This is a genomic window from Bacillus sp. GW823-FHT06B01 (genome assembly GCF_058952315.1).
The window spans coordinates 21,048-46,593 of record NZ_JBXAHR010000010.1 but is presented as its reverse complement, the minus strand read 5'-3'; the positions used below and the strand labels follow the sequence as shown (position 1 = coordinate 46,593).

Sequence of the window (25,546 nt, the reverse complement as noted above, 5' to 3'; positions counted from 1 at the left end):
CTTTACTTATTATTTCTTTTTATTTGCTACTGTACGACGTGGACCTTTACGTGTACGAGCATTGTTTTTAGAGTTTTGACCACGAACTGGTAAACCACGACGGTGACGAAGACCACGGTAAGAACCGATCTCCATTAGACGTTTAATGTTAAGAGATACTTCACGACGAAGGTCTCCCTCAACTTTAATACGATCGATGATATCACGGATACGTCCTAGTTCGTCTTCCGTTAAATCACGAACTCGTGTTTCTGAAGAAATACCAGCTTCAGTTAGAATTTTTTCAGCAGTTGTGCGACCAATGCCGAATACGTAAGTTAAAGAAATAACAACGCGTTTGTCTCGAGGAATATCTACACCTGCGATACGTGCCATTCTGAATGCACCTCCTTCTGATTAACCTTGTTTTTGTTTATGTTTAGGGTTTTCACAAATAACCATTACTTTTCCACGTCTACGAATAACTTTACATTTTTCGCAGATTGGTTTAACTGACGGTCTTACTTTCATGTCTCGAACCTCCTTAAAGATTACGGAGTGCTATATTATTTAAAACGGTACGTAATACGACCACGATTTAAATCGTACGGAGATAATTCTACCGTAACTTTGTCTCCTGGTAAAATACGAATGAAGTTCATACGGATTTTACCAGAAACGTGAGCCAATACGACATGCCCATTCTCTAATTCTACTTTGAACATAGCATTTGGCAACGTTTCAAGAACGGTACCTTCGACTTCAATTACATCATCTTTAGCCATTCAATAGTTCTCCCTTCTTCAAATCAGTAACATTTTACACTGCTCTGAAATCCCGGAGAGCCAGCTACTTATAAAGTGGTAAGGATTTCGTATCCTGCTTCTGTAAGAGCAATCGTGTGCTCAAAGTGTGCACACCATTTACCATCTACCGTTACCACTGTCCAGTCATCAGATAGTGTTTTTACATATCGTCTTCCTTGATTCACCATCGGCTCAACACAGATGACCATTCCCGGCTTTAATCTAGGGCCTCTATTTGGTGGACCATAGTGCGGGATTTGAGGGTCCTCATGTAAGTCTTGCCCGATTCCGTGACCAACATACTCCCTAACGATCGAGAACCCATTCTCTTCAGCATGGGTTTGAACCGCATGTGAGATATTTGATAATCTTTCGCCTGGTTTTACTTGTTCTAGACCAAGATACAACGATTTTTCTGTGACATCAAGTAGCTTTTGAACAGATTCAGAAATGTTTCCAACTGGATACGTCCATGCAGAATCTCCATGGTACCCATTGTATTTCGCACCAATATCGATACTGATGATATCGCCCTCTTCGAGCTTGCGCTTCCCTGGAATTCCGTGTACAAGCTCTTCATTTACAGAAGCACATATGCTCCCCGGAAATCCGTTGTATCCTTTAAAAGATGGCGTAGCACCATATTTTTGAATCGTCTTTTCCGCTATTTGATCGAGCTCTTTCGTTGTAATTCCTGGAGTAATATGCTGTTTCAACTCTTGATGAGTTAAAGCAACGATCCTGCCAGCTTCTCGCATGATTTCTATCTCGCGAGGAGTTTTGCAGATGATCATTACGCTAAGCCTCCGATGAGAACATCGATATCAGCAAATACTTTATTGATATCTTGCTCACCATTAATGCTTTGTAAGTAACCAAGCTCCTCGTAGAAATCAAGCAAAGGTTTTGTTTGCTTAATATTTACATCTAAACGATTTGCCACAGTTTCTTCATTGTCATCAGAGCGTTGATATAATTCGCCACCACATTTATCGCACACATCAGCTTTTGCTGGTGGATTGAATTCTAAGTGGTAAGTCGCACCGCACTCTTTACAAATGCGACGGCCTGTAAGGCGTGTTAATAACAACCCTGAATCCACATTAATGTTTAAAACATAGTCGATTTTTTTACCAAGATCTTTCATAATCTCTTCAAGAGCTGATGCTTGTGCAACAGTTCGTGGGAAACCGTCTAGTAAGAAACCTCTTACGCAGTCTTCTTGACTTAAACGTTCACGAACGATTCCGATTGTAACTTCATCTGGAACAAGTGCACCTTTATCAATAAAAGATTTTGCTTGTAGACCCATTTCAGTTTCAGCCTTCATAGCTGCACGGAACATATCTCCTGTTGAAATGTGAGGGATGTTATACTTGGCAACAATCTGTTCGGCTTGTGTACCTTTACCAGCACCAGGAAGCCCCATTAAAATTAAGTTCATCCTTGTTCCCCCTCAGAGTACATGAGCATGTAGGGAAGACAATTCTTCCCACTTACTCATTGCTTGATAAACCCTTTGTAATGGCGTTTTACCAGTTGACTTTCTAGCTGCTTCATTGTTTCTAAAGCAACGCCGACAACGATTAACATACTCGTTCCACCAATCTGTGCAGATGGAGGAAGATTTCCCAATTTCGTAAAGATAACTGGTAAGATTGCAATCGCTGCTAGGAAAATTGATCCTACAAAGGTCAAACGATACAAGATTTTTGTTAGATATTGTTCCGTATTCTTACCCGGACGAATACCTGGAACATATCCACCTTGTTTGTTTAGATTCTCTGACATTTGCTCTGGATTAACCTGAACAAACGCATAGAAATATGTGAAGGCTACAATGAGCGCAACATATATGATCATTCCCACTGGGTGAGAATAGTTAAAGTTTGCAATGATCCACTGCGATACATCATGATTCGGGAAGAACTGTGCAATAGTTGGAGGCGTAATTAAGAATGAAACAGCAAAAATGACTGGAATAACACCCGCACTATTTACCTTAAGCGGTAAATGTGTGTTTTGTGCTCCAGCATGATTCCCATTCCCTCCTGTTACACGCTTCGCATATTGAATTGGGATCTTTCTAACAGCCTGTTGAATGAAAATAACACCAACAATAACCGCTAGCACAGCTAGTAAGATCAATGCAACTTTAACGATACTCATGAACAATTGATCTCCGATATTTTGAAACTGTTGTTGATACACTTGAGATATAACACTTGGGATCGCTGCGGCAATACCGCCAAAGATAAGGATGGAAATACCATTACCTACACCTTTAGCTGTAATCTGTTCACCTAACCACATTAAAAATGCAGTACCAGCAGTCAGTACCGTAGCAATGTATAAATAAGTGCTCCAACCAGGATTCAAAATTAATTGCCCACCTACCATACCGTTAAAACCGATTGACATACCAAACCCCTGAATAAACGCAAGAACAATTGTAAAGTAACGCGTGAATTGCGTTAGTTTACGACGGCCCATTTCACCTTGCTTCGACCATTCCGAAAATTTAGGAACAACATCCATCTGCAATAATTGCACGATGATGGATGCTGTAATATACGGCATGATTCCCATCGCGAAGATGGAGAAGTTTTTCAAGGCGCCACCGCCAAATGTATTTAGGATACCTAAGGCATTTAATTGATCTTGTGCTTTCAGTACGTCTCCATTTGTAAATGGCACTGGGATAAACGTGCCAATCCTGAATACGATTAACATCGCTAAAGTGAATAATATTTTACGTCTTATCTCAGCAACGCGCATAAAGTTGGAGATTGTACGAAACATTAGATCACCTCAACTGATCCGCCAGCTGCTTCAATTGCTTCTTTAGCACTTGAAGAGAACTTGTGCGCTTTAACAGTTAATTTTTTCTCTACTGCGCCGCTTGCAAGAATTTTAACACCGTCGTTTAACTTGCTGATAACGCCAGTTTCCAGCAATAATTCAGGTGTTACTTCTGTACCATCTTCAAAACGATTTAACGTTGATAAGTTTACAATAGTAAACTCTTTACGGTTAATGTTTGTGAAGCCGCGTTTTGGTAAACGACGGAATAATGGAGTTTGACCACCTTCGAAGCCAAGACGAACACCGCCACCAGAACGTGCGTTTTGTCCTTTATGACCTTTACCAGCAGTTTTACCGTTACCAGAACCGATACCACGACCGACACGGTTACGTACTTTACGAGAACCTTCTGCAGGTTTTAATTCATGAAGTTTCATTCCCAGGCACCTCCTTATATTAATGAGTTATCCTTAAGCTTCTGTTACAGTTATAAGGTGAGAAACTTTGTTGATCATACCAAGAATAGCAGGAGTTTCTTCCTTAACTACAGTTGAATTCAACTTTTTAAGACCTAAAGCTTCTACCGTCGCACGTTGATCTTGTGGACGACCAATTACACTACGAGTGAGGGTAATTTCTAACTTTTTCGCCATTTGTTTTCCCTCCTTAACCTAGTAGCTCTTCTACAGATTTACCGCGTAATTTTGCAACATCTTCAGCACGCTTAAGTTCGCTTAATCCGTTCACAGTAGCGCGAATCATGTTGATTGGTGTGTTAGAACCAAGAGATTTCGAAAGAATATCTTGTACACCAGCTAATTCAAGTACCGCACGAACAGGTCCACCAGCAATAACACCAGTACCTTCAGCAGCAGGTTTTAAGAATACTTCACCAGCTCCAAAATGACCGTTGATTGTGTGTGGAATTGTTGTACCAACTAATGGTACAGCGATTAAGTTTTTCTTAGCGTCTTCGATAGCTTTGCGGATTGCGTCTGGTACCTCTTGTGCTTTACCAGTACCGAATCCAACATGACCGTTTTTATCGCCAACTACAACTAGTGCAGCAAAGCGGAAACGACGACCACCCTTAACAACTTTCGCGACACGATTTATCGTAACTACACGTTCTTCAAGTTCTAATTTACTTGGGTCAATGCGATGCATCAATTTTCCCTCCTTTGACCATTAAAATTGTAATCCAGCCTCACGAGCAGCCTCAGCTAGAGCTTTAACACGGCCATGGTATAAGTAACCACCGCGATCGAATACTACTTCTTTAACGCCTTTCTCTACAGCACGCTTAGCAACTGATTCTCCTACTTTCGTAGCAGCTTCAGTATTGCTAGTACCGTTAAGAGCAAGGTCTTTATCAAGAGTAGATGCACTTACTAACGTTACACCATTTACATCATCAATAACTTGAGCGTAAATATGTTGGTTAGAACGGAACACGTTTAAACGTGGACGTTCTGCAGTACCAGTAAGTTTAGCACGTACACGTGCATGTCTTTTCTTACGAGTCGCATTTTTATCAGCTTTAGTGATCATTCTTGTCACTCCTTTCTCTCACCTAACGGGTTTACTTAGCAGTTTTACCTTCTTTACGACGAACAACTTCGCCTTCGTAACGAATACCTTTACCTTTATAAGGCTCAGGAGCACGTACAGCACGGATGTTAGCAGCAAATTCGCCAACACGTTGCTTGTCGATACCTTTGATTACGATTTTAGTTGGTACAGGTACTTCAACTTCAAGACCTGCTTCCGGAGTCATTTCTACTGGATGAGAATAACCTACGCTTAATACAAGTTTATCTCCTTGTTTTTGAGCACGGTAACCAACACCGACTAATTCAAGTCCGCGTGCGAAACCTGTAGTTACACCTTCAACCATGTTTCCGATTAAAGCACGAGTTGTACCGTGTAATGCACGGTGTTCCTTCTGTTCAGATGGACGCTCAACTGTTAGTGTATTTTCTTCAATTTTGATAGACATATCAGCATTGAATTTACGAGTTAATTCACCTTTAGGGCCTTTTACTGCTACAGTATTGTCTTCTGCAATTGTAATAGTAACACCTGCAGGGATTTCAAGAATCTTTTTACCAATACGAGACATGTGGTCACACCTCCGTTCGTTTTAAATATATATTACCAAACGTATGCTACTACTTCTCCACCAGTTTGTAATTGACGAGCGTCTTTGTCTGTCATTACTCCCTTAGATGTAGAAACAAGAGCGATACCTAATCCGTTAAGTACACGTGGTACTTCATCAGCTTTAGCGTAAACGCGTAAGCCAGGTTTACTGATACGTTTTAATCCAGTGATTACACGTTCATTGTTTGCACCATATTTCAGGAAAATACGAAGGATACCTTGTTTGTTATCCTCGATGTATTCTACATCACGAATGAAACCTTCACGTTTTAAAAGTTCAGCGATCTCTTTTTTGATTTTAGAAGCAGGAACCTCTAATTTCTCATGACGTACCATGTTCGCATTACGGATGCGAGTAAGCATGTCTGCAATTGGATCTGTCATCACCATGTGTTTTACCTCCTTCCCATTTGTGGGTTTTACCAACTAGCTTTTTTAACACCAGGAATTTGACCTTTATATGCAAGTTCACGGAAACAAATACGGCAAAGCTTAAATTTGCGGTATACAGAATGCGGACGACCGCAGCGTTCGCAACGTGTATACTCTTGTACTTTAAACTTAGGAGTACGCTTTTGTTTCGCTATCATAGATTTTTTAGCCACGTTTTCGCCTCCTCTACTTAGCGTTGGTTTCCATTATTTTTGGAATGGCATACCGAATTGTGTTAAAAGTTCACGAGCTTCTTCATCAGTTTTCGCTGTAGTAACGATTACGATGTCCATACCGCGGACTTTGCTTACTTTATCATAATCAATCTCAGGGAAGATAAGTTGCTCTTTAACACCTAATGTGTAGTTCCCACGACCATCGAATGATTTCTTAGAAACACCACGGAAATCACGTACACGTGGTAAAGAAACTGATACTAATTTGTCGAAGAACTCATACATTTGCTCGCCGCGTAAAGTTACTTTCGCACCGATTGGCATACCTTCACGAAGACGGAAACCAGCGATTGATTTTTTAGCACGAGTTACAACAGGTTTTTGACCTGCGATTTGTGTTAATTCTTCTACTGCATTGTCTAAAGCTTTTGAGTTAGATACCGCGTCACCAACACCAGTGTTGATTACGATCTTTTCGATTTTCGGTACTTCCATCACAGATTTATAGTTAAACTTGCTCACTAGAGCAGGAGTAATTTCCTTTTGGAACTTCTCTTTAAGGCGATTCAATGAAGTGACCTCCTTTCTTAAGAAAATTATTTATCTAATAATTCACCAGATTTTTTTGCAATACGAACTTTTTTACCATCTTCTACTTTGAAGCCTACGCGAGTAGGTTCACCTGTTTTCGGATCTAAAACCATAACGTTAGAAACGTGAATAGGTGCTTCTTTAGTAATAATTCCACCTTGTGGATTTAATTGAGATGGCTTAGAGTGTTTTTTAACGATGTTAACACCCTCAACGATAACACGGTTTTGCTTTGGGAAAGCCACAAGGATAACGCCTTGTTTTCCTTTGTCTTTTCCAGTGATTACCTGTACTTTATCACCTTTTTTTACATGCATCTTAATTCTGCACCTCCTTAGCAAGGCAATACCTTAAATTATAGAACTTCTGGAGCTAAAGAAACGATCTTCATGAAGTTGCTATCACGTAATTCACGAGCTACTGGTCCGAAGATACGAGTACCACGTGGGCTCTTATCGTCTTTGATGATAACCGCTGCGTTTTCATCAAATTTGATATAAGAACCGTCCGGACGACGAGCTCCGCTCTTCGTACGTACCACTACTGCTTTAACAACGTCACCTTTTTTAACAACGCCACCTGGTGTTGCTTGTTTTACCGTAGCAACGATAATGTCACCAATGTTAGCATATTTACGACCAGAGCCGCCTAATACTTTAATTGTTAAAAGTTCACGTGCACCAGAGTTGTCAGCAACTTTCAAACGAGATTCTTGTTGGATCATGTTATGAAACCTCCCTTCGGACTAAAAATTCCGATTCGTCTATTTAGATAATAACCGCTTCTTCAACGATTTCAACTAAACGGAAACGCTTAGTAGCAGAAAGCGGGCGAGTTTCCATGATTTTAACGATATCGCCAAGTTTCGCTTGGTTTTGCTCATCATGGGCTTTGTACTTCTTAGAATACTTAACACGTTTTCCGTACAAGGAATGAGTTTTGTAAGTTTCAACTAAAACTGTAATCGTTTTGTCCATTTTGTCAGACACAACACGACCAGTATAAACTTTGCGTTGGTTACGTTCGCTCACTATGCAAACCTCCCCTCAATTTATCGATTAATTCCGATCTCTCTTTCACGAACTACAGTTTTCATACGAGCAATTGCTTTACGCACTTCACGAATGCGAGTTGGATTCTCTAATTGTCCTGTAGCAAGTTGGAAGCGAAGATTGAACAATTCTTCCTTTAAAGCTTTAACTTTTGTTTCGATTTCGGCAGTGGTTAATTCACGAATATCATTAGTTTTCATTAGATTCACCACCATTTTCTTCACGTTTTACGAATTTACATTTCACAGGTAACTTGTGAGCTGCAAGACGTAATGCTTCGCGTGCTACCTCTTCAGATACACCCGCGATTTCGAACATAATTTTCCCAGGTTTTACTACTGCTACCCAGCCTTCTGGTGCCCCTTTACCGGAACCCATACGTACTTCTAGAGGTTTTGCAGTGTAAGGTTTAGAAGGGAAAATTTTAATCCATACTTTACCGCCACGTTTCATGTAACGAGTCATTGCACGACGAGCAGCTTCGATTTGACGGTTTGTAATCCATGAAGCAGCTTGTGCTTGTAAACCGAATTCACCGAAAGCAATTTCAGTTCCACCTTTTGCACGACCACGCATTTTACCACGATGCTCTCTACGATATTTTACGCGTTTTGGCATTAACATATTATTTTCCTCCTTCCTCAGAAGCTTTCTTTTTTGTAGGAAGGACTTCTCCACGGTAGATCCATACTTTTACGCCTAATTTACCGTATGTTGTATCAGCTTCAACTGCTGCATAGTCAATATCAGCGCGAAGTGTATGAAGTGGAACAGTTCCTTCACTGTAAGATTCTGCACGAGCGATATCAGCTCCGCCAAGACGACCAGAAACCTGTGTTTTAATACCTTTAGCACCTGCACGCATAGCACGTTGAATAACTTGCTTTTGTGCACGACGGAATGATACACGGTTTTCTAATTGACGAGCGATGTTTTCGCCTACTAATTTAGCGTTAAGATCAGCTCTCTTAACTTCTAAAATGTTGATGTGTACACGCTTGCCTGTTAATTGGTTAAGAGCTTTACGAAGTGCTTCAACTTCAGTACCACCTTTACCAATTACCATACCAGGTTTTGCAGTGTGAATTGTAACATTTACACGATTTGCTGCACGTTCGATTTCTACTTTAGCAACAGCAGAATCTTTTAAGCGTACAGTAATGTACTCACGGATTTTGATGTCTTCATGTAGTAATGTAGCATAATCTTTCTCTGCGAACCAACGAGATTCCCAGTCACGGATAACGCCGACACGAAGACCAATTGGATTAACCTTTTGACCCATCGATTATCCCTCCTTCTTTTCTGATACCACAACTGTAATGTGGCTTGTGCGTTTGTTAATTTGGCTTGCACGACCCATTGCACGTGGACGGAAACGTTTCAACGTTGGACCTTCGTCAACGAAAACTTTTTCAACAACTAGGTTGTTAATATCCATCTCATAATTGTGCTCTGCATTTGCGATTGCAGATTTTAAAACTTTCTCTACAACTGGAGAAGCAGTTTTTGGTGTGTGGTTAAGGATAGCAATCGCTTCACCCACTTGCTTACCTCGGATTAAGTCTACTACTAAACGAACTTTACGAGGAGCAATACGAACTGTTCTCGCTACTGCTTTAGCTTGCATTGAAGTGCCTCCTCTCATTATCTTCTAGTTTTCTTATCGTCAGCAAGGTGACCTTTATACGTACGAGTTGGTGCGAATTCACCTAACTTATGGCCAACCATATCCTCAGTGATGTACACAGGTACGTGTTTACGACCATCATATACAGCGATTGTGTGTCCGATGAACTGAGGGAAGATTGTTGAACGGCGAGACCAAGTTTTAACAACTTGTTTTTGCTCAGATGCAACTAATTTTTCCATTTTGCTCATTAAGTGATCATCGACAAATGGTCCTTTTTTTAAGCTACGAGCCATTTTGGTGCCTCCCTTCGTGATTGGCGTACGGTTCTAGAAATGAACCGTACTACAATCCCATTATTTTTTACGACGACGAACGATGAATTTGTCAGACGCTTTGTTTTTCTTACGAGTCTTGAATCCAAGAGTTGGTTTACCCCATGGAGACATTGGAGACTTACGTCCGATTGGAGAACGTCCTTCACCACCACCGTGTGGGTGATCAACCGGGTTCATTACAGAACCACGAACTGTTGGGCGTTTACCTAACCAGCGAGAGCGACCTGCTTTACCGATTTTGATAAGTTCGTGCTGTTCGTTACCTACTTGACCGATTGAAGCGCGACAAGCAGATAATACAAGACGTACTTCACCAGAAGTTAAACGTACAAGTACGTATTTACCTTCTTTACCAAGTACTTGAGCAGAAGTACCAGCAGAACGAACTAATTGTCCGCCACGACCAGGCTTAAGCTCGATATTATGAACAACAGTACCTACTGGAATGTTGATTAATGGTAATGCGTTACCGATTTTGATGTCAGCTTCTGGGCCAGACATAACTTCCATACCTACTTCTAAAGATTTAGGAGCAAGAATGTAACGTTTTTCACCGTCAACGTAGTTAATTAATGCGATATTCGCAGAGCGGTTTGGATCGTATTCGATCGTAGCAACGCGTCCTGGAATTCCATCTTTGTTACGCTTAAAGTCGATGATACGGTATTGACGCTTATGTCCGCCACCTTGATGACGTACAGTAATTTTACCTTGGTTATTACGACCAGCCTTCTTGCTTAAAGGAGCAAGTAATGACTTTTCTGGTCTGTCAGTCGTGATTTCAGCGAAATCATTCGTAGTCATATTACGACGACCGTTAGTAGTTGGATTATACTTTTTAATTCCCATCTCAATTTCCCTCCTTCTTTAGTAAGAATTAAACACCTTGGAAGATTTCGATTTCTTTGCTGTCAGCAGTTAGCTTAACGATTGCTTTACGACGACGGCTAGTAAAACCAGCGTGACGACCAACGCGTTTTGCTTTCGGCTTGTAGTTCATGATGTTCACTTTTTCTACTTTAACACCAAAGATCGCTTCAAGAGCATCTTTAACTTCTGTTTTATTAGATTTAACGTCCACATCGAACGTGTATTTTTTTTCAGCCATCATTTCCATAGAACGTTCAGTGATAACTGGGCGCTTAATGATATCACGAGGATCTCTCATTATGCAAGCACCTCCTCTACTTTTTCCACTGCCGCTTTTGTCATGATTAGCTTATCATGATGAAGCACGTCTAAAACGTTTACGCCATCAGCAGTGATTACTGTTACTCCAGGGATATTGCGAGCAGATAACTCTACAGATTCGTTTGCATCAGCAGTTACGATAAGAGCTTTCTTCTCAACAGTTAATCCTTTAAGTACTGCTAGCATGTCTTTTGTTTTTGGTGCATTTAACACTAGGTCTTCAAGAACTACAATGTTGTTCTCAACTACTTTAGTAGCTAATGCAGATTTGATTGCTAAACGACGAACCTTCTTAGGAAGTTTGTACGCATAGCTTCTTGGTGTAGGTCCGAATACCGTACCACCACCACGCCATTGAGGAGAGCGGATAGACCCTTGACGAGCACGTCCAGTTCCTTTTTGACGCCATGGTTTACGACCACCACCACGAACTTCAGAACGAGTTTTTACTTTGTGTGTACCTTGACGTAAAGATGCACGTTGCATCATTACAGCTTCGAAAAGTACAGCTTCATTTGGTTCGATACCGAAAATAGCTTCAGCTAATTCGATTTCACCAACCTGTGAACCAGTTTGGTTATATACAGTAACTTTTGGCATTGGAATTCCTCCTTCCTATTGTGAATTATTTGCTAACCTTCACAGCGCCTTGAACAACTACAAGAGATTTCTTAGCACCTGGAACGTTACCTTTTACTAGTAATAAGTTGCGCTCAGTGTCAACTTGAACGATTTCTAAGTTTTGGATAGTAACTTGGTCTCCACCCATACGTCCAGCAAGTTTTTTGCCTTTGAATACACGGTTCGGAGCAACTGGGCCCATTGAACCTGGACGACGGTGATAGCGAGAACCATGAGACATAGGTCCGCGAGATTGTCCGTGGCGTTTGATAACACCTTGGAAACCTTTACCTTTAGAAATTCCTGTTACGTCAACGATTTCACCTGCAGCGAAAACTTCAACTTTTACCTCTTGACCAACCTCTAATCCGTCCACGTCTGCATCGCGGATTTCGCGAATGAAGCGCTTAGGAGTTGTAGATGCTTTAGCAGTGTGGCCTTGTTCAGGTTTGTTAGTTAACTTTTCACGTTTATCTTCAAATCCTAACTGGATTGCATTGTAGCCATCAGTTTCAGTTGTTTTCTTTTGAAGAACAACGTTTGGATTAGCAGCGATAACTGTTACTGGGATTAACTCACCGTTCTCAGCAAATACTTGAGTCATACCGATCTTTCTTCCTAAGATTCCTTTGGTCATGAGTTACACCTCCTACATTTTTAAGTTATATGAATTATAGTTTGATTTCGATATCTACACCAGACGGTAAGTCTAAACGCATTAATGAATCTACTGTTTGTGGAGTAGGACTCACGATATCGATTAAACGTTTGTGTGTGCGCATTTCGAATTGCTCACGAGAATCTTTGTACTTATGAACAGCACGAAGAATTGTGTAAATAGTCTTCTCAGTTGGTAATGGGATCGGACCAGAAACTGTTGCCCCAGAACGCTTAGCTGTTTCTACAATTTTCTCAGCTGATTGATCAAGAATACGGTGATCATAAGCTTTTAAACGGATACGAATTTTTTCTTTTGCCATTATTTTCCCTCCTTCGTTCGCCTATTTCTAAAATAGACCTTCTCCATGGAAATTTCCCCACACCATGCCATGGCAAAGCGGCCGGGTGTGTCAGCAACCTTCCACTTCATCGCAGTCAAAGACCAACATTGTCTATTATACAATGTTATTCGTCTAGATGCAAGCATCTTTTTGTTTGCATCTGCTTTTCTCTACTTTTGCTATTATACATGGCACTTTAAAGAATTTCAAGTTTTCATCTCATAGAATCCATTTTACAGTTTCTGGATTTTGGTTTTATTGATTTTGTATTACTATAGAAGAAACTCGTCAAAATATAAAAAAATCATTTCATTCATTATATAAATACAAACAAAAAAACCAAGGGAAAATCCCTTGGTTTTTTTATATCAGTTAAGATTACTCAACGATAGTAGCAACTACACCGTAACCTACTGTACGTCCACCTTCACGAATAGAGAATTTAGTTCCCTCTTCGATAGCGATTGGAGCGATAAGTTCGATAGTCATTTCGATGTTGTCACCAGGCATTACCATTTCAGTACCTTCTGGTAATTGGATGATACCAGTTACGTCAGTTGTACGGAAGTAGAACTGAGGACGGTAGTTAGCGAAGAATGGAGTGTGACGTCCACCTTCTTCTTTAGATAATACGAAAACTTCAGCTTTGAATTTAGCGTGAGCTTTTACAGAGCCAGTTTTAGCAAGAACTTGTCCACGTTGGATGTCTTCACGAGCAACCCCACGAAGTAAAGCACCGATGTTGTCTCCAGCTTGAGCTTGGTCAAGAAGTTTACGGAACATCTCTACACCAGTTACAGTTGTAGAAGCATTTTCTTCAGCAAGACCGATGATTTCTACTACGTCACCAACTTTAACGATTCCGCGCTCTACACGACCAGTTGCAACTGTACCACGACCTGTGATAGAGAATACATCCTCGATAGGCATTAAGAATGGTTTGTCAGTTTCACGTTCTGGAGTTGGGATGTAAGCATCAACTTCAGTCATTAATTCAATGATTTTTGCTTCCCAATCAGCTTCTCCTTGAAGAGCTTTAAGAGCAGAACCTTTGATTACAGGAATATCGTCGCCTGGGAATCCGTATTCAGATAATAGGTCGCGAACTTCCATTTCTACTAATTCTAATAATTCTTCGTCGTCTACCATGTCGCATTTGTTTAAGAATACAACGATGTAAGGAACACCTACTTGACGAGAAAGAAGGATGTGCTCACGTGTTTGAGGCATTGGGCCATCAGCAGCAGATACTACTAAGATACCGCCGTCCATTTGAGCAGCACCAGTGATCATGTTTTTAACATAGTCAGCGTGACCTGGGCAGTCAACGTGTGCATAGTGACGAGTTTCAGTTTCGTACTCAACGTGTGCAGTTGAGATTGTGATTCCGCGCTCTCTTTCTTCTGGAGCAGCGTCGATTTGATCGTATCCGCGTGCTTCAGCACCACCAGCTTTTGCAAGAACTGTAGTGATCGCAGCAGTTAATGTAGTTTTACCATGGTCAACGTGGCCGATTGTACCGATGTTAACATGGGGTTTAGAACGTTCGAATTTAGCTTTAGCCATTCTAAATTCCTCCTTAGTTTATATAGGTTATTTTATATTTAGACTAGAAAGTGAAACTTACGTCCCACTTTCTAAGCTTACATAAGTAGTTATACTTGAACAATCGATAAAAATCAATTATTCACCTTTATTTTTTTTAATAATTTCTTCAGAAACAGACTTCGGTACTTCTTCATAATGATCAAATGTCATTGAGAATGTTCCGCGTCCTTGAGTGTTAGAACGTAATGCCGTTGCATAACCGAACATTTCAGAAAGTGGAACCATAGCGCGAACAACTTGTGCGTTACCGCGAGCTTCCATACCTTCTACACGTCCACGACGAGATGTTACGTCGCCCATAATGTCACCCATGTACTCTTCAGGAATTACAACTTCAACTTTCATCATTGGCTCAAGAATTACTGGGCTACATTTAGAAACCGCAGCTTTAAGTGCCATAGATGCAGCGATTTTGAACGCCATCTCAGATGAATCGACATCATGGTAAGATCCGTCAACTAACGCAGCTTTGATGTCAACTAGTGGATAACCAGCTAGTACACCATTTTTAAGTGAGTCTTCAAGACCCGCTCCAACAGCTGGGATGTATTCACGTGGAACTACACCGCCGACGATTTTGTTTTGGAATTCAAAACCTTTACCTTCTTCATTAGGTTCAAACTCAATCCAAACGTGACCGAATTGTCCACGACCACCAGATTGACGAGCGAACTTACCTTCAACTTTCGCAGCAGCGCGGAAAGTCTCACGGTATGCTACCTGAGGAGCACCAACGTTTGCTTCCACTTTGAATTCACGGCGCATACGGTCAACGATGATATCAAGGTGAAGTTCACCCATACCAGCGATGATTGTTTGGCCAGTTTCTTGGTCAGTGTGAGCACGGAATGTTGGATCTTCTTCAGAAAGCTTAGATAATGCTGTACCCATTTTATCTTGGTCAGCTTTAGATTTTGGTTCGATAGCTACAGAGATAACTGGCTCTGGGAATTCCATAGACTCAAGGATAACAAGACTCTTCTCATCACAAAGAGTATCACCTGTAGTAGTATCTTTTAAACCTACAGCAGCAGCGATATCACCAGCGTAAACTGTTGAAATCTCTTCACGGCTGTTAGCGTGCATTTGTAGGATACGACCTACACGCTCACGCTTACCTTTAGTTGAGTTTTTCACGTATGATCCAGAGTTTAACACACCAGAATACACACGGAAGAACGTTAACTTACCAACATAAGGGTCAGTCATGATTTTGAATGCTAAAGCTGCGAATGGTTCTTCATCGCTAGACTTACGTTCGATTTCTTCATCTGTATCCGGAAGAGTACCTTTAATAGCTGGTACGTCTAATGGAGATGGTAGGTAGTCGATAACTGCGTCTAACAGAATTTGAACACCTTTATTTTTGAATGCAGAACCACAGATTACTGGGAAGAATTCTACAGAAGTTGTAGCCTTACGGATACCAGCTTTAAGCTCTTCTACAGTGATTTCTTCACCTTCTAGGTACTTCATCATCATTTCTTCATCAAGCTCAGCTACCGCTTCAATAAGTTTTCCACGGTATTCTGCAGCTAATTCTTTATGCTCTTCAGGAATTTCAACACGCTCGATGTCTGTTCCTAAATCGTTACCGTACATGTAAGCACATTCTTCAACAAGGTCAATGATACCATTGAACTCATCTTCAGCACCGATTGGTAACTGAATTGGGTGTGCGTTTGCTTGTAAACGATCGTGGATTGTTCCTACAGAGTATAAGAAATCCGCACCAATCTTATCCATTTTGTTAACGAATACGATACGAGGTACACCGTAAGTAGTAGCCTGACGCCAAACAGTTTCTGTTTGTGGTTCTACACCAGATTGTGCATCAAGTACTGCTACCGCACCATCAAGTACGCGTAAAGAACGTTCTACTTCTACTGTGAAGTCTACGTGTCCTGGAGTGTCAATGATGTTTACACGGTGACCTTTCCATTGAGCTGTAGTTGCAGCAGAAGTAATTGTGATACCACGCTCTTGCTCTTGCTCCATCCAGTCCATCTGAGATGCACCTTCATGAGTTTCACCGATTTTATGAATACGTCCTGTATAATACAGAATACGCTCAGTTGCTGTTGTTTTACCAGCATCGATGTGAGCCATGATACCAATATTACGAGTGTTTTCTAAAGAGAACTCTCTTGTCATTTGGTGTCTTGCTCCTTCCATATATGGATTGGATTTTTTTATTTTAAGTAGCAAAAAAGCCACTTTATATTGTTACACATGTCAGTATGTCCAGTACCCTCATTATGTAAAACGAGCGCCCAACGAAAGGGAGAGGCATTCTCCCTCTCCACACTTCCATAAGCGACAAATAAAGCGGTTTATGCTTACATTTATTTTACGTTGAATCCTACCAACGGTAATGAGCAAATGCTTTGTTAGCTTCTGCCATTTTATGAGTGTCTTCACGTTTCTTAACAGATGCACCAGCATTGTTAGCTGCATCTAAGATTTCGTAAGCTAGACGCTCTTCCATAGTTTTTTCACCACGAAGACGAGCATAGTTTACTAACCAGCGAAGACCTAAAGTTGTACGGCGTTCTGGACGAACCTCAACTGGAACTTGGTAGTTAGCACCACCAACACGACGAGCACGTACTTCAAGAACAGGCATGATGTTCTTAAGAGCTTGCTCGAATACTTCCATAGGGTCTTTATCTGAACGTTCACGAACGATATCGAAAGCGTTATAAAGAATTGTTTGAGATTTACCTTTTTTACCGTCAACCATCATTTTGTTGATAAGGCGTGTTACTAGCTTAGACTTGTACATTGGATCTGGTAACACGTCACGTTTCGCAACAGGTCCTTTACGAGGCATATTGAGTTCCTCCTTTCATTATAAGTTTATTATTTTTTAGCAGGTTTTGGTCGCTTAGTACCATATTTAGAACGTCCTTGCATACGTTTGTCAACACCAGCTGTATCAAGCGCACCACGAACGATGTGGTAACGTACCCCTGGTAAATCCTTTACTCGACCACCGCGAATTAATACTACGCTATGCTCTTGTAGGTTATGACCGATACCTGGGATGTAAGCTGTAACCTCGATACCGTTTGTTAAACGTACACGAGCGTATTTACGTAACGCTGAGTTAGGTTTCTTTGGAGTCATTGTACCAACACGAGTACATACACCACGTTTTTGAGGTGCAGAGATATCAGTTGATTTTTTCTTTAAAGAGTTGAACCCTTTGTTTAACGCAGGTGATTTAGATTTCCATACTTTATCAGTACGACCATTTCTCACTAATTGGTTAATAGTAGGCATTTGATTATCCTCCCTTCGCATGTTTGTATGACCACATATCCAGGTGGTTCATTATTAGTTGAAAACAAAGTTTTTGCAAGGAAGAGCAAATGCTCTCTCCTCACAAAAACAGTTTTAACTTATTATTCCTATTGCTGAAGCTCCCACTTGAATCCCCGAAACTTTTCCAAGCTTACGAACTGATTCAACTTTGGTTATGGGTATGTTATGTTGCAAGGCGGTACGAATGATCATATGGGTTAACCGCATATCAGCATCTTCCGCAATAACAACTTCTTTAACTATACCATTTTTGATTGCCTCCAATGTGCGTTTATGACCAACGACTACATTTTCAGCATTTGACACTTTTTGATAAGACATATAAATATCCTCCAAAGCATCGTTCAGGAGCAACCTTGATTATAGTAACATTTTGACTCATACAATGTCAACTAGGATTAACTGTTTTTATACAAAATTTACGACGGAAAATTTTACTGTTCCACATAAATTTCATCGTTTTCTACATTCATGTCACCTTGTGTTGTTTTTACAAGATCCACTTTGCGATAACGATTCATACCTGTTCCAGCAGGAACAAGTTTACCGATAATAACATTTTCTTTCAATCCTAGAAGCTCATCGCGTTTACCCTTAATCGCTGCATCAGTTAAGACACGTGTCGTTTCTTGGAACGATGCTGCAGATAAGAATGAATCAGTTTCAAGTGAAGCTTTTGTAATACCAAGTAGAACAGGTCTAGCCGTTGCTGGTTGTTTACCTTTCAGTAACACCTTCGCATTCGCATCAGTAAACTGATGGATATCTAGTAGTGTTCCTGGTAATACATCTGTTTCACCCGCATCACTTACACGAACTTTACGTAACATTTGACGTACCATTACTTCTACGTGTTTGTCACCAATTTCTACCCCTTGCATACGGTATACTTTTTGAACTTCACGTAGTAAGTATTCTTGAACCGCCGTAATGTCCGTTACTTTTAGTAATTCTTTCGGATCAATAGAACCTTCTGTTAACTCTTTACCGTGGCTAATTGGCTGTCCTAGAGTTACTTTCAGACGTGCACCGTAAGGAATAGCATACGTACGAGCTTCAACTTCACCCTGTACAACTACTTCTTGGCGATCTTTAACATCGTTAATCGCTGCGATAACACCATCGATTTCACTGATAACTGCCTGACCTTTCGGGTTACGAGCTTCGAAGATCTCTTGGATACGAGGTAAACCTTGAGTGATATCATCTCCGGCAACCCCACCTGTATGGAACGTACGCATCGTTAACTGTGTACCTGGCTCACCGATAGATTGAGCTGCGATAATACCTACCGCTTCTCCTACTTCTACGTCTGTACCAGTTGCTAAGTTTCGACCATAACACTTCTTACATACACCGTGGCGAGTGTTACACGTGAACGCTGAACGAATGTTTACAGTTTCAACACCCGAGTTTTCAACGATATGCGCGATATCTTCAGTAATTAGTTGGTTTTCACTAACTAATACTTCACCTGTTTCAGGATGTTTTACAGTCTTTCTTGCAAAACGTCCAACAAGACGATCATATAATGACTCAATTACTTCATTACCCTCTTTAATCGCACCAATTAATAGACCACGATCTGTTCCACAATCATCTTCACGGACAATTACATCTTGTGCAACGTCTACAAGACGACGTGTTAAGTAACCAGAATCGGCAGTTTTAAGTGCTGTATCGGCAAGACCTTTACGCGCACCATGCGTAGAGATGAAGTACTCAAGTACTGTTAAACCTTCACGGAAACTTGATTTAATTGGAAGTTCGATAATACGACCAGATGGATTGGCCATCAGACCACGCATACCAGCAAGCTGAGTAAAGTTCGATGCGTTACCACGGGCACCGGAATCACTCATCATGAAGATTGGGTTGCGTTTATTCAAGGATTTCATCAGTTTTCCTTGGATAACATCTTTTGCATTACTCCAAATAGAGATAACGCGATCGTAACGTTCTTCTTCCGTGATTAAACCGCGACGGAATTGTTTAATTACATTATCCACTTTTGCTTGTGCTTCATGGAGAATTTCATCTTTTTCGCCTAATACAAGAATGTCAGATACCCCAACTGTAATACCAGCTTTTGTAGAGTACTTAAATCCTAAGTTTTTCATGCGGTCAAGCATGCGAGATGTTTCCGTAATTTGGAAACGCTTGAATACTTCCGCAATGATGTTACCAAGGATCTTCTTGCTAAATGGCGCCACTTCTTCGCGACTAGCAATAATTTCTTTAATGTTCGCACCTTTTTCAACGAAATATTCCGCTGGTGTTTCTTTTTCAAGGTTTGAGTTTGTTGGTTCATTAATATAAGGGAACGACTCTGGTAAGATTTCGTTAAATATTAATTTACCAACTGTTGTTAATAGAAGCTTACTCTTTTGCTCTTCAGTAAACGTTACATTATTTACCGAACTTGCAGCAACTGCAACACGTGTGTGCAGATGTACATATCCATTTTGGTATGCAAGTATTGCTTCGTTTGCATCTTTGAAGACCATACCTTCACCGATTGCGCCTTCACGCTCAAGTGTTAAGTAGTAGTTACCTAATACCATATCCTGAGATGGAGTAACAACTGGTTTTCCGTCTTTTGGATTCAAGATGTTTTGTGCCGCTAACATAAGAATACGAGCTTCTGCTTGTGCCTCTGATGATAACGGTACGTGAACTGCCATTTGGTCACCGTCAAAGTCCGCGTTGTATGCAGTACATACAAGTGGGTGAAGACGAATTGCGCGACCTTCTACTAATGTAGGTTCAAACGCCTGGATACCAAGACGGTGAAGTGTTGGTGCGCGGTTTAGAAGTACTGGATGCTCTTTGATCACAGATTCTAAAACGTCCCAAACTTCAGGTTGTACACGCTCAATTTTACGTTTAGCACTCTTAATGTTGTGTGCTAAACCTTTTCCAACTAACTCTTTCATAACGAAAGGCTTAAACAATTCAAGCGCCATTTCTTTCGGTAATCCACATTGGTACATCTTTAAGTTCGGTCCTACAACGATTACAGAACGGCCAGAGTAGTCAACACGTTTACCTAATAAGTTTTGACGGAAACGTCCTTGTTTACCTTTAAGCATGTGAGATAGTGATTTTAATGGACGGTTACCTGGTCCAGTAACTGGACGGCCACGGCGACCATTATCGATTAATGCGTCTACAGCTTCTTGTAACATACGTTTTTCGTTTTGGACGATGATGCTTGGTGCACCTAAGTCCAATAGACGTTTTAAACGATTATTACGGTTAATTACACGACGGTATAAGTCGTTTAAGTCAGAAGTAGCAAAACGTCCACCATCCAACTGTACCATTGGGCGTAGTTCTGGCGGGATAACTGGAAGAACATCTAGGATCATCCAAGATGGGTGATTTCCAGAGTTACGGAATGCTTCTAATACTTCTAGACGTTTAATAGCACGAGTACGGCGTTGTCCTTGCGCTGTTTTTAATTCTTCTTTTAAGAAGTCTACTTCTTTATCTAAATCGATGTCTTGTAGTAGCTTTTTAATCGCTTCCGCACCCATAGCAGCTTGGAATGTGCTACCATATCTATCACGATATGCACGGTATTCTTTTTCAGAAAGTAATTGCTTCTTATCAAGTGGTGTATCTCCACTTTCTGTTACAACATAAGAAGCGAAATAAATTACTTCTTCAAGCGCGCGAGGGGACATGTCTAAGACAAGTCCCATGCGGCTCGGGATACCTTTGAAATACCAAATATGAGATACAGGAGCAGCTAATTCGATATGACCCATACGTTCACGACGAACTTTTGCACGCGTTACTTCAACGCCACATCGATCACAAACTACACCTTTATAACGTACACGTTTGTATTTTCCGCAATGACATTCCCAGTCCTTTTGTGGTCCGAAAATACGTTCACAGAACAAGCCATCTTTTTCAGGCTTTAACGTACGATAGTTAATTGTTTCTGGTTTCTTAACTTCACCGTATGACCAAGAACGAATCTTGTCAGGTGAAGCAAGTCCAATCTTCATATATTCAAAGTTATTTACATCTATCAAGGGGCCTACCTCCCTTTTAGTCTACAGGTTATCCCAATTATTCTTTAGTTGTCTCAACTTCGACATTCAATTTATCTGCTGATTGATGATCATCGTCATCTTCTGTATCACGCATTTCAATTTCTTTATCGTCGCTAGACATCATTTTAACGTCCATACCTAAACTTTGCAGCTCTTTAATCAATACTTTGAATGATTCAGGAACGCCCGGTTCTGGAACATTTTCGCCTTTAACAATTGCTTCATACGTCTTAACACGTCCAACAACATCATCAGACTTCACTGTTAAGATTTCTTGAAGAGTATAAGCAGCACCGTAAGCTTCAAGTGCCCAAACCTCCATCTCACCGAAACGCTGTCCACCGAACTGAGCTTTACCTCCAAGAGGCTGCTGCGTTACAAGTGAGTATGGTCCAGTAGAACGAGCATGAAGTTTATCGTCAACCATGTGCGCAAGTTTGATCATATACATGACACCAACAGATACGCGGTTATCGAATGGTTCACCAGTACGTCCGTCATACAGGATTGTTTTCGCGTCATTTGCCATACCAGCTTCTTCAATCGTGCCCCAAACATCTTCCTCACGAGCACCATCGAATACTGGTGTTGCAATGTGAATACCAAGGTATCTTGCTGCCATACCAAGATGAAGCTCTAATACCTGACCGATATTCATACGAGATGGTACCCCTAATGGGTTTAACATGATATCGATTGGCGTACCGTCTGGTAAGTAAGGCATATCTTCTTCTGGTAAAATACGAGAGATAACACCTTTGTTACCGTGACGTCCGGCCATCTTGTCACCTTCAGAGATTTTACGTTTTTGAACGATATATGCACGTACAAGTTGATTCACGCCTGGTGGCAATTCATCGCCATCTTCACGGTTGAATACTTTTACGTCTAAGATAATACCGCCACCACCGTGTGGTACACGTAGTGATGTATCACGTACTTCACGTGCTTTTTCTCCAAAGATAGCATGTAATAGACGTTCTTCAGCTGTTAATTCTGTTACACCTTTAGGTGTTACTTTACCAACAAGTAAATCTCCATCTTTTACTTCCGCACCAACGCGAATGATACCGCGCTCGTCAAGGTTGCGTAATGCATCTTCCCCAACGTTTGGAATGTCACGTGTAATTTCTTCTGGTCCAAGCTTCGTATCACGAGCTTCTGACTCATATTCTTCAATATGAATAGAAGTGTACACATCATCTTTTACAAGGCGCTCACTCATAATGATCGCATCCTCGTAGTTATAACCGTCCCAAGTCATGAAGCCAACAAGCACGTTACGTCCAAGTGCTAGTTCACCTAATTCCATAGAAGGACCATCCGCAAGAATCTCGCCTTTTACAACTTCATTTCCAACACTTACGATTGGACGTTGGTTGTAGCAAGTTCCTTGGTTAGAACGAATGAATTTTTGCATTTTGTAGCGATCTAAGTCGCCTTTTACTGTTTGACCATCAACTTCTACATAGCGACGTACCCAAACTTCACGTGCTTCTACGCGTTCAACAACACCAGGATGTTTACAGATTACTGCAGCACCTGAGTCTTTTGCTGATACGTACTCCATACCTGTACCTACAATCGGAGATTCCGGATTCATTAACGGAACCGCCTGACGTTGCATGTTCGCTCCCATAAGTGCGCGGTTAGAGTCATCGTTTTCTAAGAACGGAATACAAGCTGTCGCTGCCGAAACTACTTGTTTTGGAGATACATCCATGTAGTCGATGCGTTCTTTATTTGTGACAATGTTTTCACCACGAAAACGAGCTACGATATCTTCGCTAAGGAATTCTCCTTCTTCAGATAATTTCATATTCGCTTGGGCTACAACATAATTATCTTCTTCATCTGCTGTTAAGTAATCAACCTGCCCTGTTACAAGACCAGATTCTGGATCAACACGACGGTATGGTGTTTCAATGAAACCAAACTCATTTACTTTCGCGAACGATGATAATGAGTTAATCAAACCGATGTTTGGTCCCTCTGGTGTTTCAATCGGACACATACGACCATAGTGAGAGTAGTGAACGTCACGTACTTCAAAGCCTGCGCGCTCACGCGTTAAACCACCGGGTCCTAATGCAGATAGTCTTCGTTTGTGAGTTAACTCTGCTAATGGATTTGTTTGATCCATGAACTGAGATAACTGAGAACTTCCGAAGAACTCTTTAATAGATGCAATAACCGGGCGAATGTTAATTAACGCTTGCGGTGTAATTGCATTTGTATCTTGAATCGACATTCTCTCACGAACAACACGTTCCATACGAGAAAGCCCGATACGGAATTGATTTTGTAATAGTTCTCCAACAGAACGCAGACGACGGTTTCCTAAATGGTCGATATCATCTGTATCCCCCACTTTGTATAGTAGGTTGAAGAAGTAACTGATAGAAGCAAGGATATCACCTGGTGTGATGTGTTTTACATCACGAGTAATATTTGCATTACCAATTACATTAATTACGCGTTCGCCTTCTGACTCAGGAGCATAAATCTTAATAGATTGCAGCTCAACATCGCCTTCTACCACTCCACCCATTGGTTTCGCTGTTTTGAATCCAATGTTTTTCTCTAAGTAAGGTAAAATGCGATCAAGTGTACGACGATCTAAGATTGTTCCTTCCGCCGCTAAAATTTCACCAGTTTCTGGATCCACTAATGTTTCAGCTAAACGTTGATTAAACAATCTGTTTTTAATGTGTAATTTCTTGTTGATCTTATAGCGACCTACATTTGCTAAATCGTAGCGCTTTGGATCGAAGAAACGAGACACAAGTAAGCTCTTAGCATTTTCTACTGTTGGTGGTTCACCAGGACGTAGACGCTCATAAATTTCAAGCAATGCTTTTTCTGTGCTATCTGTGTTGTCTTTTTCTAATGTGTTGCTTAAGTATTCGTTATCACCTAAAAGCTCGGTGATTTCTTGATCAGAGCCAAACCCTAATGCGCGTAACAAAACAGTTACAGGAAGTTTACGCGTACGGTCAATACGCACATATACAACATCCTTAGCATCTGTCTCATACTCTAACCAAGCTCCGCGGTTTGGAATTACAGTAGCAGTAAAACCACGTTTTCCGTTTTTATCCACTTTGCCACTATAGTATACGCTTGGAGAGCGAACTAACTGGGAAACGATAACACGTTCTGCACCGTTAATTACGAATGTTCCAGTCTCTGTCATGAGTGGGAAATCTCCCATGAACACATCTTGTTCTTTTACTTCACCAGTTTCCTTGTTGATTAGACGCACTTTTACACGAAGTGGTGCTGCATACGTCACATCACGCTCTTTGCATTCGTCTACAGAGTATTTAGGTTCACCTAAGCTGTAGTCGATAAATTCAAGCGATAGATTTCCCGTAAAGTCTTCGATCGGAGAAATGTCCTGGAACATTTCTCGCAAACCCTCATCAAGAAACCACTGATAAGAAGAGGTTTGAATTTCGATAAGATTTGGTAACTCTAATACTTCACTAATACGGGCATAACTTCTTCGTTGGCGGTGGCGTCCGTATTGAACTAGTTGACCTGTCAACTGCTTCACCCCTCAAATCATGAGTATTATAAATGCACAAAAAAATTTGTGCAAAATCACAAATAAATACAACTACTGCTATTAGCGTAGTTTTTTTCTCTTAAAGATAAATACGTTGAGTCTTTCTACCTGCTCAAAAAAGAAAAATGGCTTCTATAAGAAAACCATCATTCTGTTTCATAATCTGCTGATTTTACTATCTTTTCCAA

35 protein-coding genes are annotated in these 25,546 nt (G+C 40.9%); 1 reads left to right on the top strand and 34 read right to left on the bottom strand.

All coding sequences use genetic code 11. The annotated features are described in order from the left end of the window. Positions 1 to 9: 9 nt before the first annotated feature. The 27 genes from rpsM to rpsJ form a co-directional block, all read right to left on the bottom strand. Entirely contained in the window at positions 10 to 375 is a 366-nt protein-coding gene (gene rpsM / locus AC1Q8N_RS27645; RefSeq protein WP_000090790.1) for a 30S ribosomal protein S13, read from the bottom strand. Between the two features lie 21 nt (positions 376 to 396). Then, entirely contained in the window at positions 397 to 510 is a 114-nt protein-coding gene (gene rpmJ / locus AC1Q8N_RS27640) for a 50S ribosomal protein L36 (RefSeq protein ID WP_000868344.1), read from the bottom strand. Between the two features lie 35 nt (positions 511 to 545). Next, complete coding sequence (gene infA / locus AC1Q8N_RS27635) at positions 546 to 764, bottom strand: translation initiation factor IF-1 (RefSeq protein ID WP_001029884.1); 219 nt, start codon at positions 762 to 764, stop codon at positions 546 to 548. 68 nt (positions 765 to 832) lie between these two features. Then, positions 833 to 1,579, bottom strand: a complete 747-nt coding sequence (map, locus tag AC1Q8N_RS27630) for a type I methionyl aminopeptidase (RefSeq protein ID WP_000582534.1) — start codon at positions 1,577 to 1,579, stop codon at positions 833 to 835. After that, complete coding sequence (locus AC1Q8N_RS27625) at positions 1,579 to 2,229, bottom strand: adenylate kinase (RefSeq protein ID WP_001048998.1); 651 nt, start codon at positions 2,227 to 2,229, stop codon at positions 1,579 to 1,581. Before AC1Q8N_RS27625 ends, map begins: the two co-directional genes overlap by 1 nt. Before the next feature lie 56 nt (positions 2,230 to 2,285). Continuing rightward, a complete protein-coding gene (gene secY / locus AC1Q8N_RS27620; protein ID WP_000490119.1) occupies positions 2,286 to 3,587 on the bottom strand; it encodes a preprotein translocase subunit SecY in 1,302 nt (433 codons plus the stop codon). Beyond that, positions 3,587 to 4,027 carry a 50S ribosomal protein L15 gene (rplO, locus tag AC1Q8N_RS27615; protein ID WP_000766083.1) on the bottom strand — a complete coding sequence of 147 codons (441 nt, stop codon included), beginning with the start codon at positions 4,025 to 4,027 and terminating at the stop codon, positions 3,587 to 3,589. The genes secY and rplO overlap by 1 nt, the downstream gene beginning before the upstream one ends. 33 nt (positions 4,028 to 4,060) lie before the next feature. Further along, on the bottom strand, positions 4,061 to 4,243 hold the full coding sequence (gene rpmD, locus AC1Q8N_RS27610) for a 50S ribosomal protein L30 (protein WP_001085232.1): 183 nt from the start codon (positions 4,241 to 4,243) through the stop codon (positions 4,061 to 4,063). A 13-nt stretch (positions 4,244 to 4,256) separates the two neighbouring features. Continuing rightward, entirely contained in the window at positions 4,257 to 4,757 is a 501-nt protein-coding gene (gene rpsE, locus AC1Q8N_RS27605; protein ID WP_000554646.1) for a 30S ribosomal protein S5, read from the bottom strand. Positions 4,758 to 4,778: 21 nt separating this feature from the next. Then, on the bottom strand, positions 4,779 to 5,141 hold the full coding sequence (rplR, locus tag AC1Q8N_RS27600) for a 50S ribosomal protein L18 (protein ID WP_000628818.1): 363 nt from the start codon (positions 5,139 to 5,141) through the stop codon (positions 4,779 to 4,781). A gap of 31 nt (positions 5,142 to 5,172) precedes the next feature. After that, a complete protein-coding gene (rplF, locus tag AC1Q8N_RS27595; RefSeq protein WP_000086550.1) occupies positions 5,173 to 5,712 on the bottom strand; it encodes a 50S ribosomal protein L6 in 540 nt (179 codons plus the stop codon). Positions 5,713 to 5,744: 32 nt separating this feature from the next. After that, positions 5,745 to 6,143 (bottom strand): 30S ribosomal protein S8, encoded by a 399-nt coding sequence (gene rpsH, locus AC1Q8N_RS27590; protein WP_000245511.1) that lies wholly within the window; start codon positions 6,141 to 6,143, stop codon positions 5,745 to 5,747. 29 nt (positions 6,144 to 6,172) lie between these two features. Beyond that, entirely contained in the window at positions 6,173 to 6,358 is a 186-nt protein-coding gene (gene rpsN, locus AC1Q8N_RS27585; protein ID WP_001085700.1) for a 30S ribosomal protein S14, read from the bottom strand. Positions 6,359 to 6,391: 33 nt separating this feature from the next. After that, positions 6,392 to 6,931: a 50S ribosomal protein L5 gene (gene rplE / locus AC1Q8N_RS27580; RefSeq protein WP_001080829.1), complete on the bottom strand. Its 540-nt coding sequence runs from the start codon at positions 6,929 to 6,931 to the stop codon at positions 6,392 to 6,394. Positions 6,932 to 6,957: 26 nt separating this feature from the next. Then, entirely contained in the window at positions 6,958 to 7,269 is a 312-nt protein-coding gene (gene rplX / locus AC1Q8N_RS27575; protein ID WP_000558201.1) for a 50S ribosomal protein L24, read from the bottom strand. Between the two features lie 38 nt (positions 7,270 to 7,307). Next, positions 7,308 to 7,676, bottom strand: a complete 369-nt coding sequence (gene rplN, locus AC1Q8N_RS27570) for a 50S ribosomal protein L14 (protein WP_000615912.1) — start codon at positions 7,674 to 7,676, stop codon at positions 7,308 to 7,310. 43 nt (positions 7,677 to 7,719) lie between these two features. Next, positions 7,720 to 7,983 carry a 30S ribosomal protein S17 gene (gene rpsQ, locus AC1Q8N_RS27565; RefSeq protein WP_000004106.1) on the bottom strand — a complete coding sequence of 88 codons (264 nt, stop codon included), beginning with the start codon at positions 7,981 to 7,983 and terminating at the stop codon, positions 7,720 to 7,722. A 20-nt stretch (positions 7,984 to 8,003) separates the two neighbouring features. Continuing rightward, positions 8,004 to 8,204 (bottom strand): 50S ribosomal protein L29, encoded by a 201-nt coding sequence (gene rpmC / locus AC1Q8N_RS27560; RefSeq protein WP_000855718.1) that lies wholly within the window; start codon positions 8,202 to 8,204, stop codon positions 8,004 to 8,006. After that, complete coding sequence (gene rplP, locus AC1Q8N_RS27555; protein ID WP_000928969.1) at positions 8,194 to 8,628, bottom strand: 50S ribosomal protein L16; 435 nt, start codon at positions 8,626 to 8,628, stop codon at positions 8,194 to 8,196. Before rplP ends, rpmC begins: the two co-directional genes overlap by 11 nt. Before the next feature lies 1 nt (position 8,629). Continuing rightward, a complete protein-coding gene (gene rpsC, locus AC1Q8N_RS27550) occupies positions 8,630 to 9,289 on the bottom strand; it encodes a 30S ribosomal protein S3 (RefSeq protein ID WP_000529958.1) in 660 nt (219 codons plus the stop codon). 3 nt (positions 9,290 to 9,292) lie between these two features. After that, positions 9,293 to 9,634: a 50S ribosomal protein L22 gene (rplV, locus tag AC1Q8N_RS27545; RefSeq protein ID WP_001148024.1), complete on the bottom strand. Its 342-nt coding sequence runs from the start codon at positions 9,632 to 9,634 to the stop codon at positions 9,293 to 9,295. Positions 9,635 to 9,651: 17 nt separating this feature from the next. Further along, entirely contained in the window at positions 9,652 to 9,930 is a 279-nt protein-coding gene (gene rpsS, locus AC1Q8N_RS27540) for a 30S ribosomal protein S19 (RefSeq protein WP_000124454.1), read from the bottom strand. A gap of 60 nt (positions 9,931 to 9,990) precedes the next feature. Next, entirely contained in the window at positions 9,991 to 10,821 is an 831-nt protein-coding gene (rplB, locus tag AC1Q8N_RS27535) for a 50S ribosomal protein L2 (RefSeq protein WP_000511583.1), read from the bottom strand. Between the two features lie 28 nt (positions 10,822 to 10,849). Beyond that, positions 10,850 to 11,140 carry a 50S ribosomal protein L23 gene (rplW, locus tag AC1Q8N_RS27530; protein ID WP_001205558.1) on the bottom strand — a complete coding sequence of 97 codons (291 nt, stop codon included), beginning with the start codon at positions 11,138 to 11,140 and terminating at the stop codon, positions 10,850 to 10,852. After that, positions 11,140 to 11,763, bottom strand: coding sequence for a 50S ribosomal protein L4 (rplD, locus tag AC1Q8N_RS27525; RefSeq protein ID WP_001127258.1), 624 nt, complete (start codon positions 11,761 to 11,763; stop codon positions 11,140 to 11,142). Before rplD ends, rplW begins: the two co-directional genes overlap by 1 nt. 25 nt (positions 11,764 to 11,788) lie before the next feature. Then, positions 11,789 to 12,421 carry a 50S ribosomal protein L3 gene (gene rplC, locus AC1Q8N_RS27520; protein ID WP_000160209.1) on the bottom strand — a complete coding sequence of 211 codons (633 nt, stop codon included), beginning with the start codon at positions 12,419 to 12,421 and terminating at the stop codon, positions 11,789 to 11,791. A 34-nt stretch (positions 12,422 to 12,455) separates the two neighbouring features. After that, positions 12,456 to 12,764 carry a 30S ribosomal protein S10 gene (rpsJ, locus tag AC1Q8N_RS27515; protein WP_001040595.1) on the bottom strand — a complete coding sequence of 103 codons (309 nt, stop codon included), beginning with the start codon at positions 12,762 to 12,764 and terminating at the stop codon, positions 12,456 to 12,458. A gap of 69 nt (positions 12,765 to 12,833) precedes the next feature. Here rpsJ and AC1Q8N_RS27510 point away from each other — a divergent pair, with 69 nt between their 5' ends. Further along, positions 12,834 to 13,010: a hypothetical protein gene (locus AC1Q8N_RS27510; RefSeq protein ID WP_179865305.1), complete on the top strand. Its 177-nt coding sequence runs from the start codon at positions 12,834 to 12,836 to the stop codon at positions 13,008 to 13,010. A gap of 153 nt (positions 13,011 to 13,163) precedes the next feature. Here the strand turns inward: AC1Q8N_RS27510 and tuf are convergent, their stop codons facing one another. The 7 genes from tuf to rpoB all read right to left on the bottom strand — a co-directional run bounded on the left by tuf (position 13,164) and on the right by rpoB (position 25,337). Further along, entirely contained in the window at positions 13,164 to 14,351 is a 1,188-nt protein-coding gene (gene tuf / locus AC1Q8N_RS27505) for an elongation factor Tu (protein ID WP_001029617.1), read from the bottom strand. A gap of 117 nt (positions 14,352 to 14,468) precedes the next feature. After that, positions 14,469 to 16,547: an elongation factor G gene (fusA, locus tag AC1Q8N_RS27500; protein WP_000196381.1), complete on the bottom strand. Its 2,079-nt coding sequence runs from the start codon at positions 16,545 to 16,547 to the stop codon at positions 14,469 to 14,471. Between the two features lie 208 nt (positions 16,548 to 16,755). Next, a complete protein-coding gene (rpsG, locus tag AC1Q8N_RS27495; protein WP_001137489.1) occupies positions 16,756 to 17,226 on the bottom strand; it encodes a 30S ribosomal protein S7 in 471 nt (156 codons plus the stop codon). 29 nt (positions 17,227 to 17,255) lie between these two features. After that, positions 17,256 to 17,678 (bottom strand): 30S ribosomal protein S12, encoded by a 423-nt coding sequence (gene rpsL, locus AC1Q8N_RS27490; protein ID WP_001142341.1) that lies wholly within the window; start codon positions 17,676 to 17,678, stop codon positions 17,256 to 17,258. 114 nt (positions 17,679 to 17,792) lie between these two features. Next, entirely contained in the window at positions 17,793 to 18,041 is a 249-nt protein-coding gene (locus tag AC1Q8N_RS27485) for a 50S ribosomal protein L7ae-like protein (protein ID WP_000121828.1), read from the bottom strand. A gap of 113 nt (positions 18,042 to 18,154) precedes the next feature. Beyond that, complete coding sequence (rpoC, locus tag AC1Q8N_RS27480) at positions 18,155 to 21,766, bottom strand: DNA-directed RNA polymerase subunit beta' (protein WP_493521496.1); 3,612 nt, start codon at positions 21,764 to 21,766, stop codon at positions 18,155 to 18,157. 37 nt (positions 21,767 to 21,803) lie between these two features. Then, entirely contained in the window at positions 21,804 to 25,337 is a 3,534-nt protein-coding gene (rpoB, locus tag AC1Q8N_RS27475; RefSeq protein WP_000147550.1) for a DNA-directed RNA polymerase subunit beta, read from the bottom strand. Positions 25,338 to 25,546 lie beyond the last annotated feature (209 nt).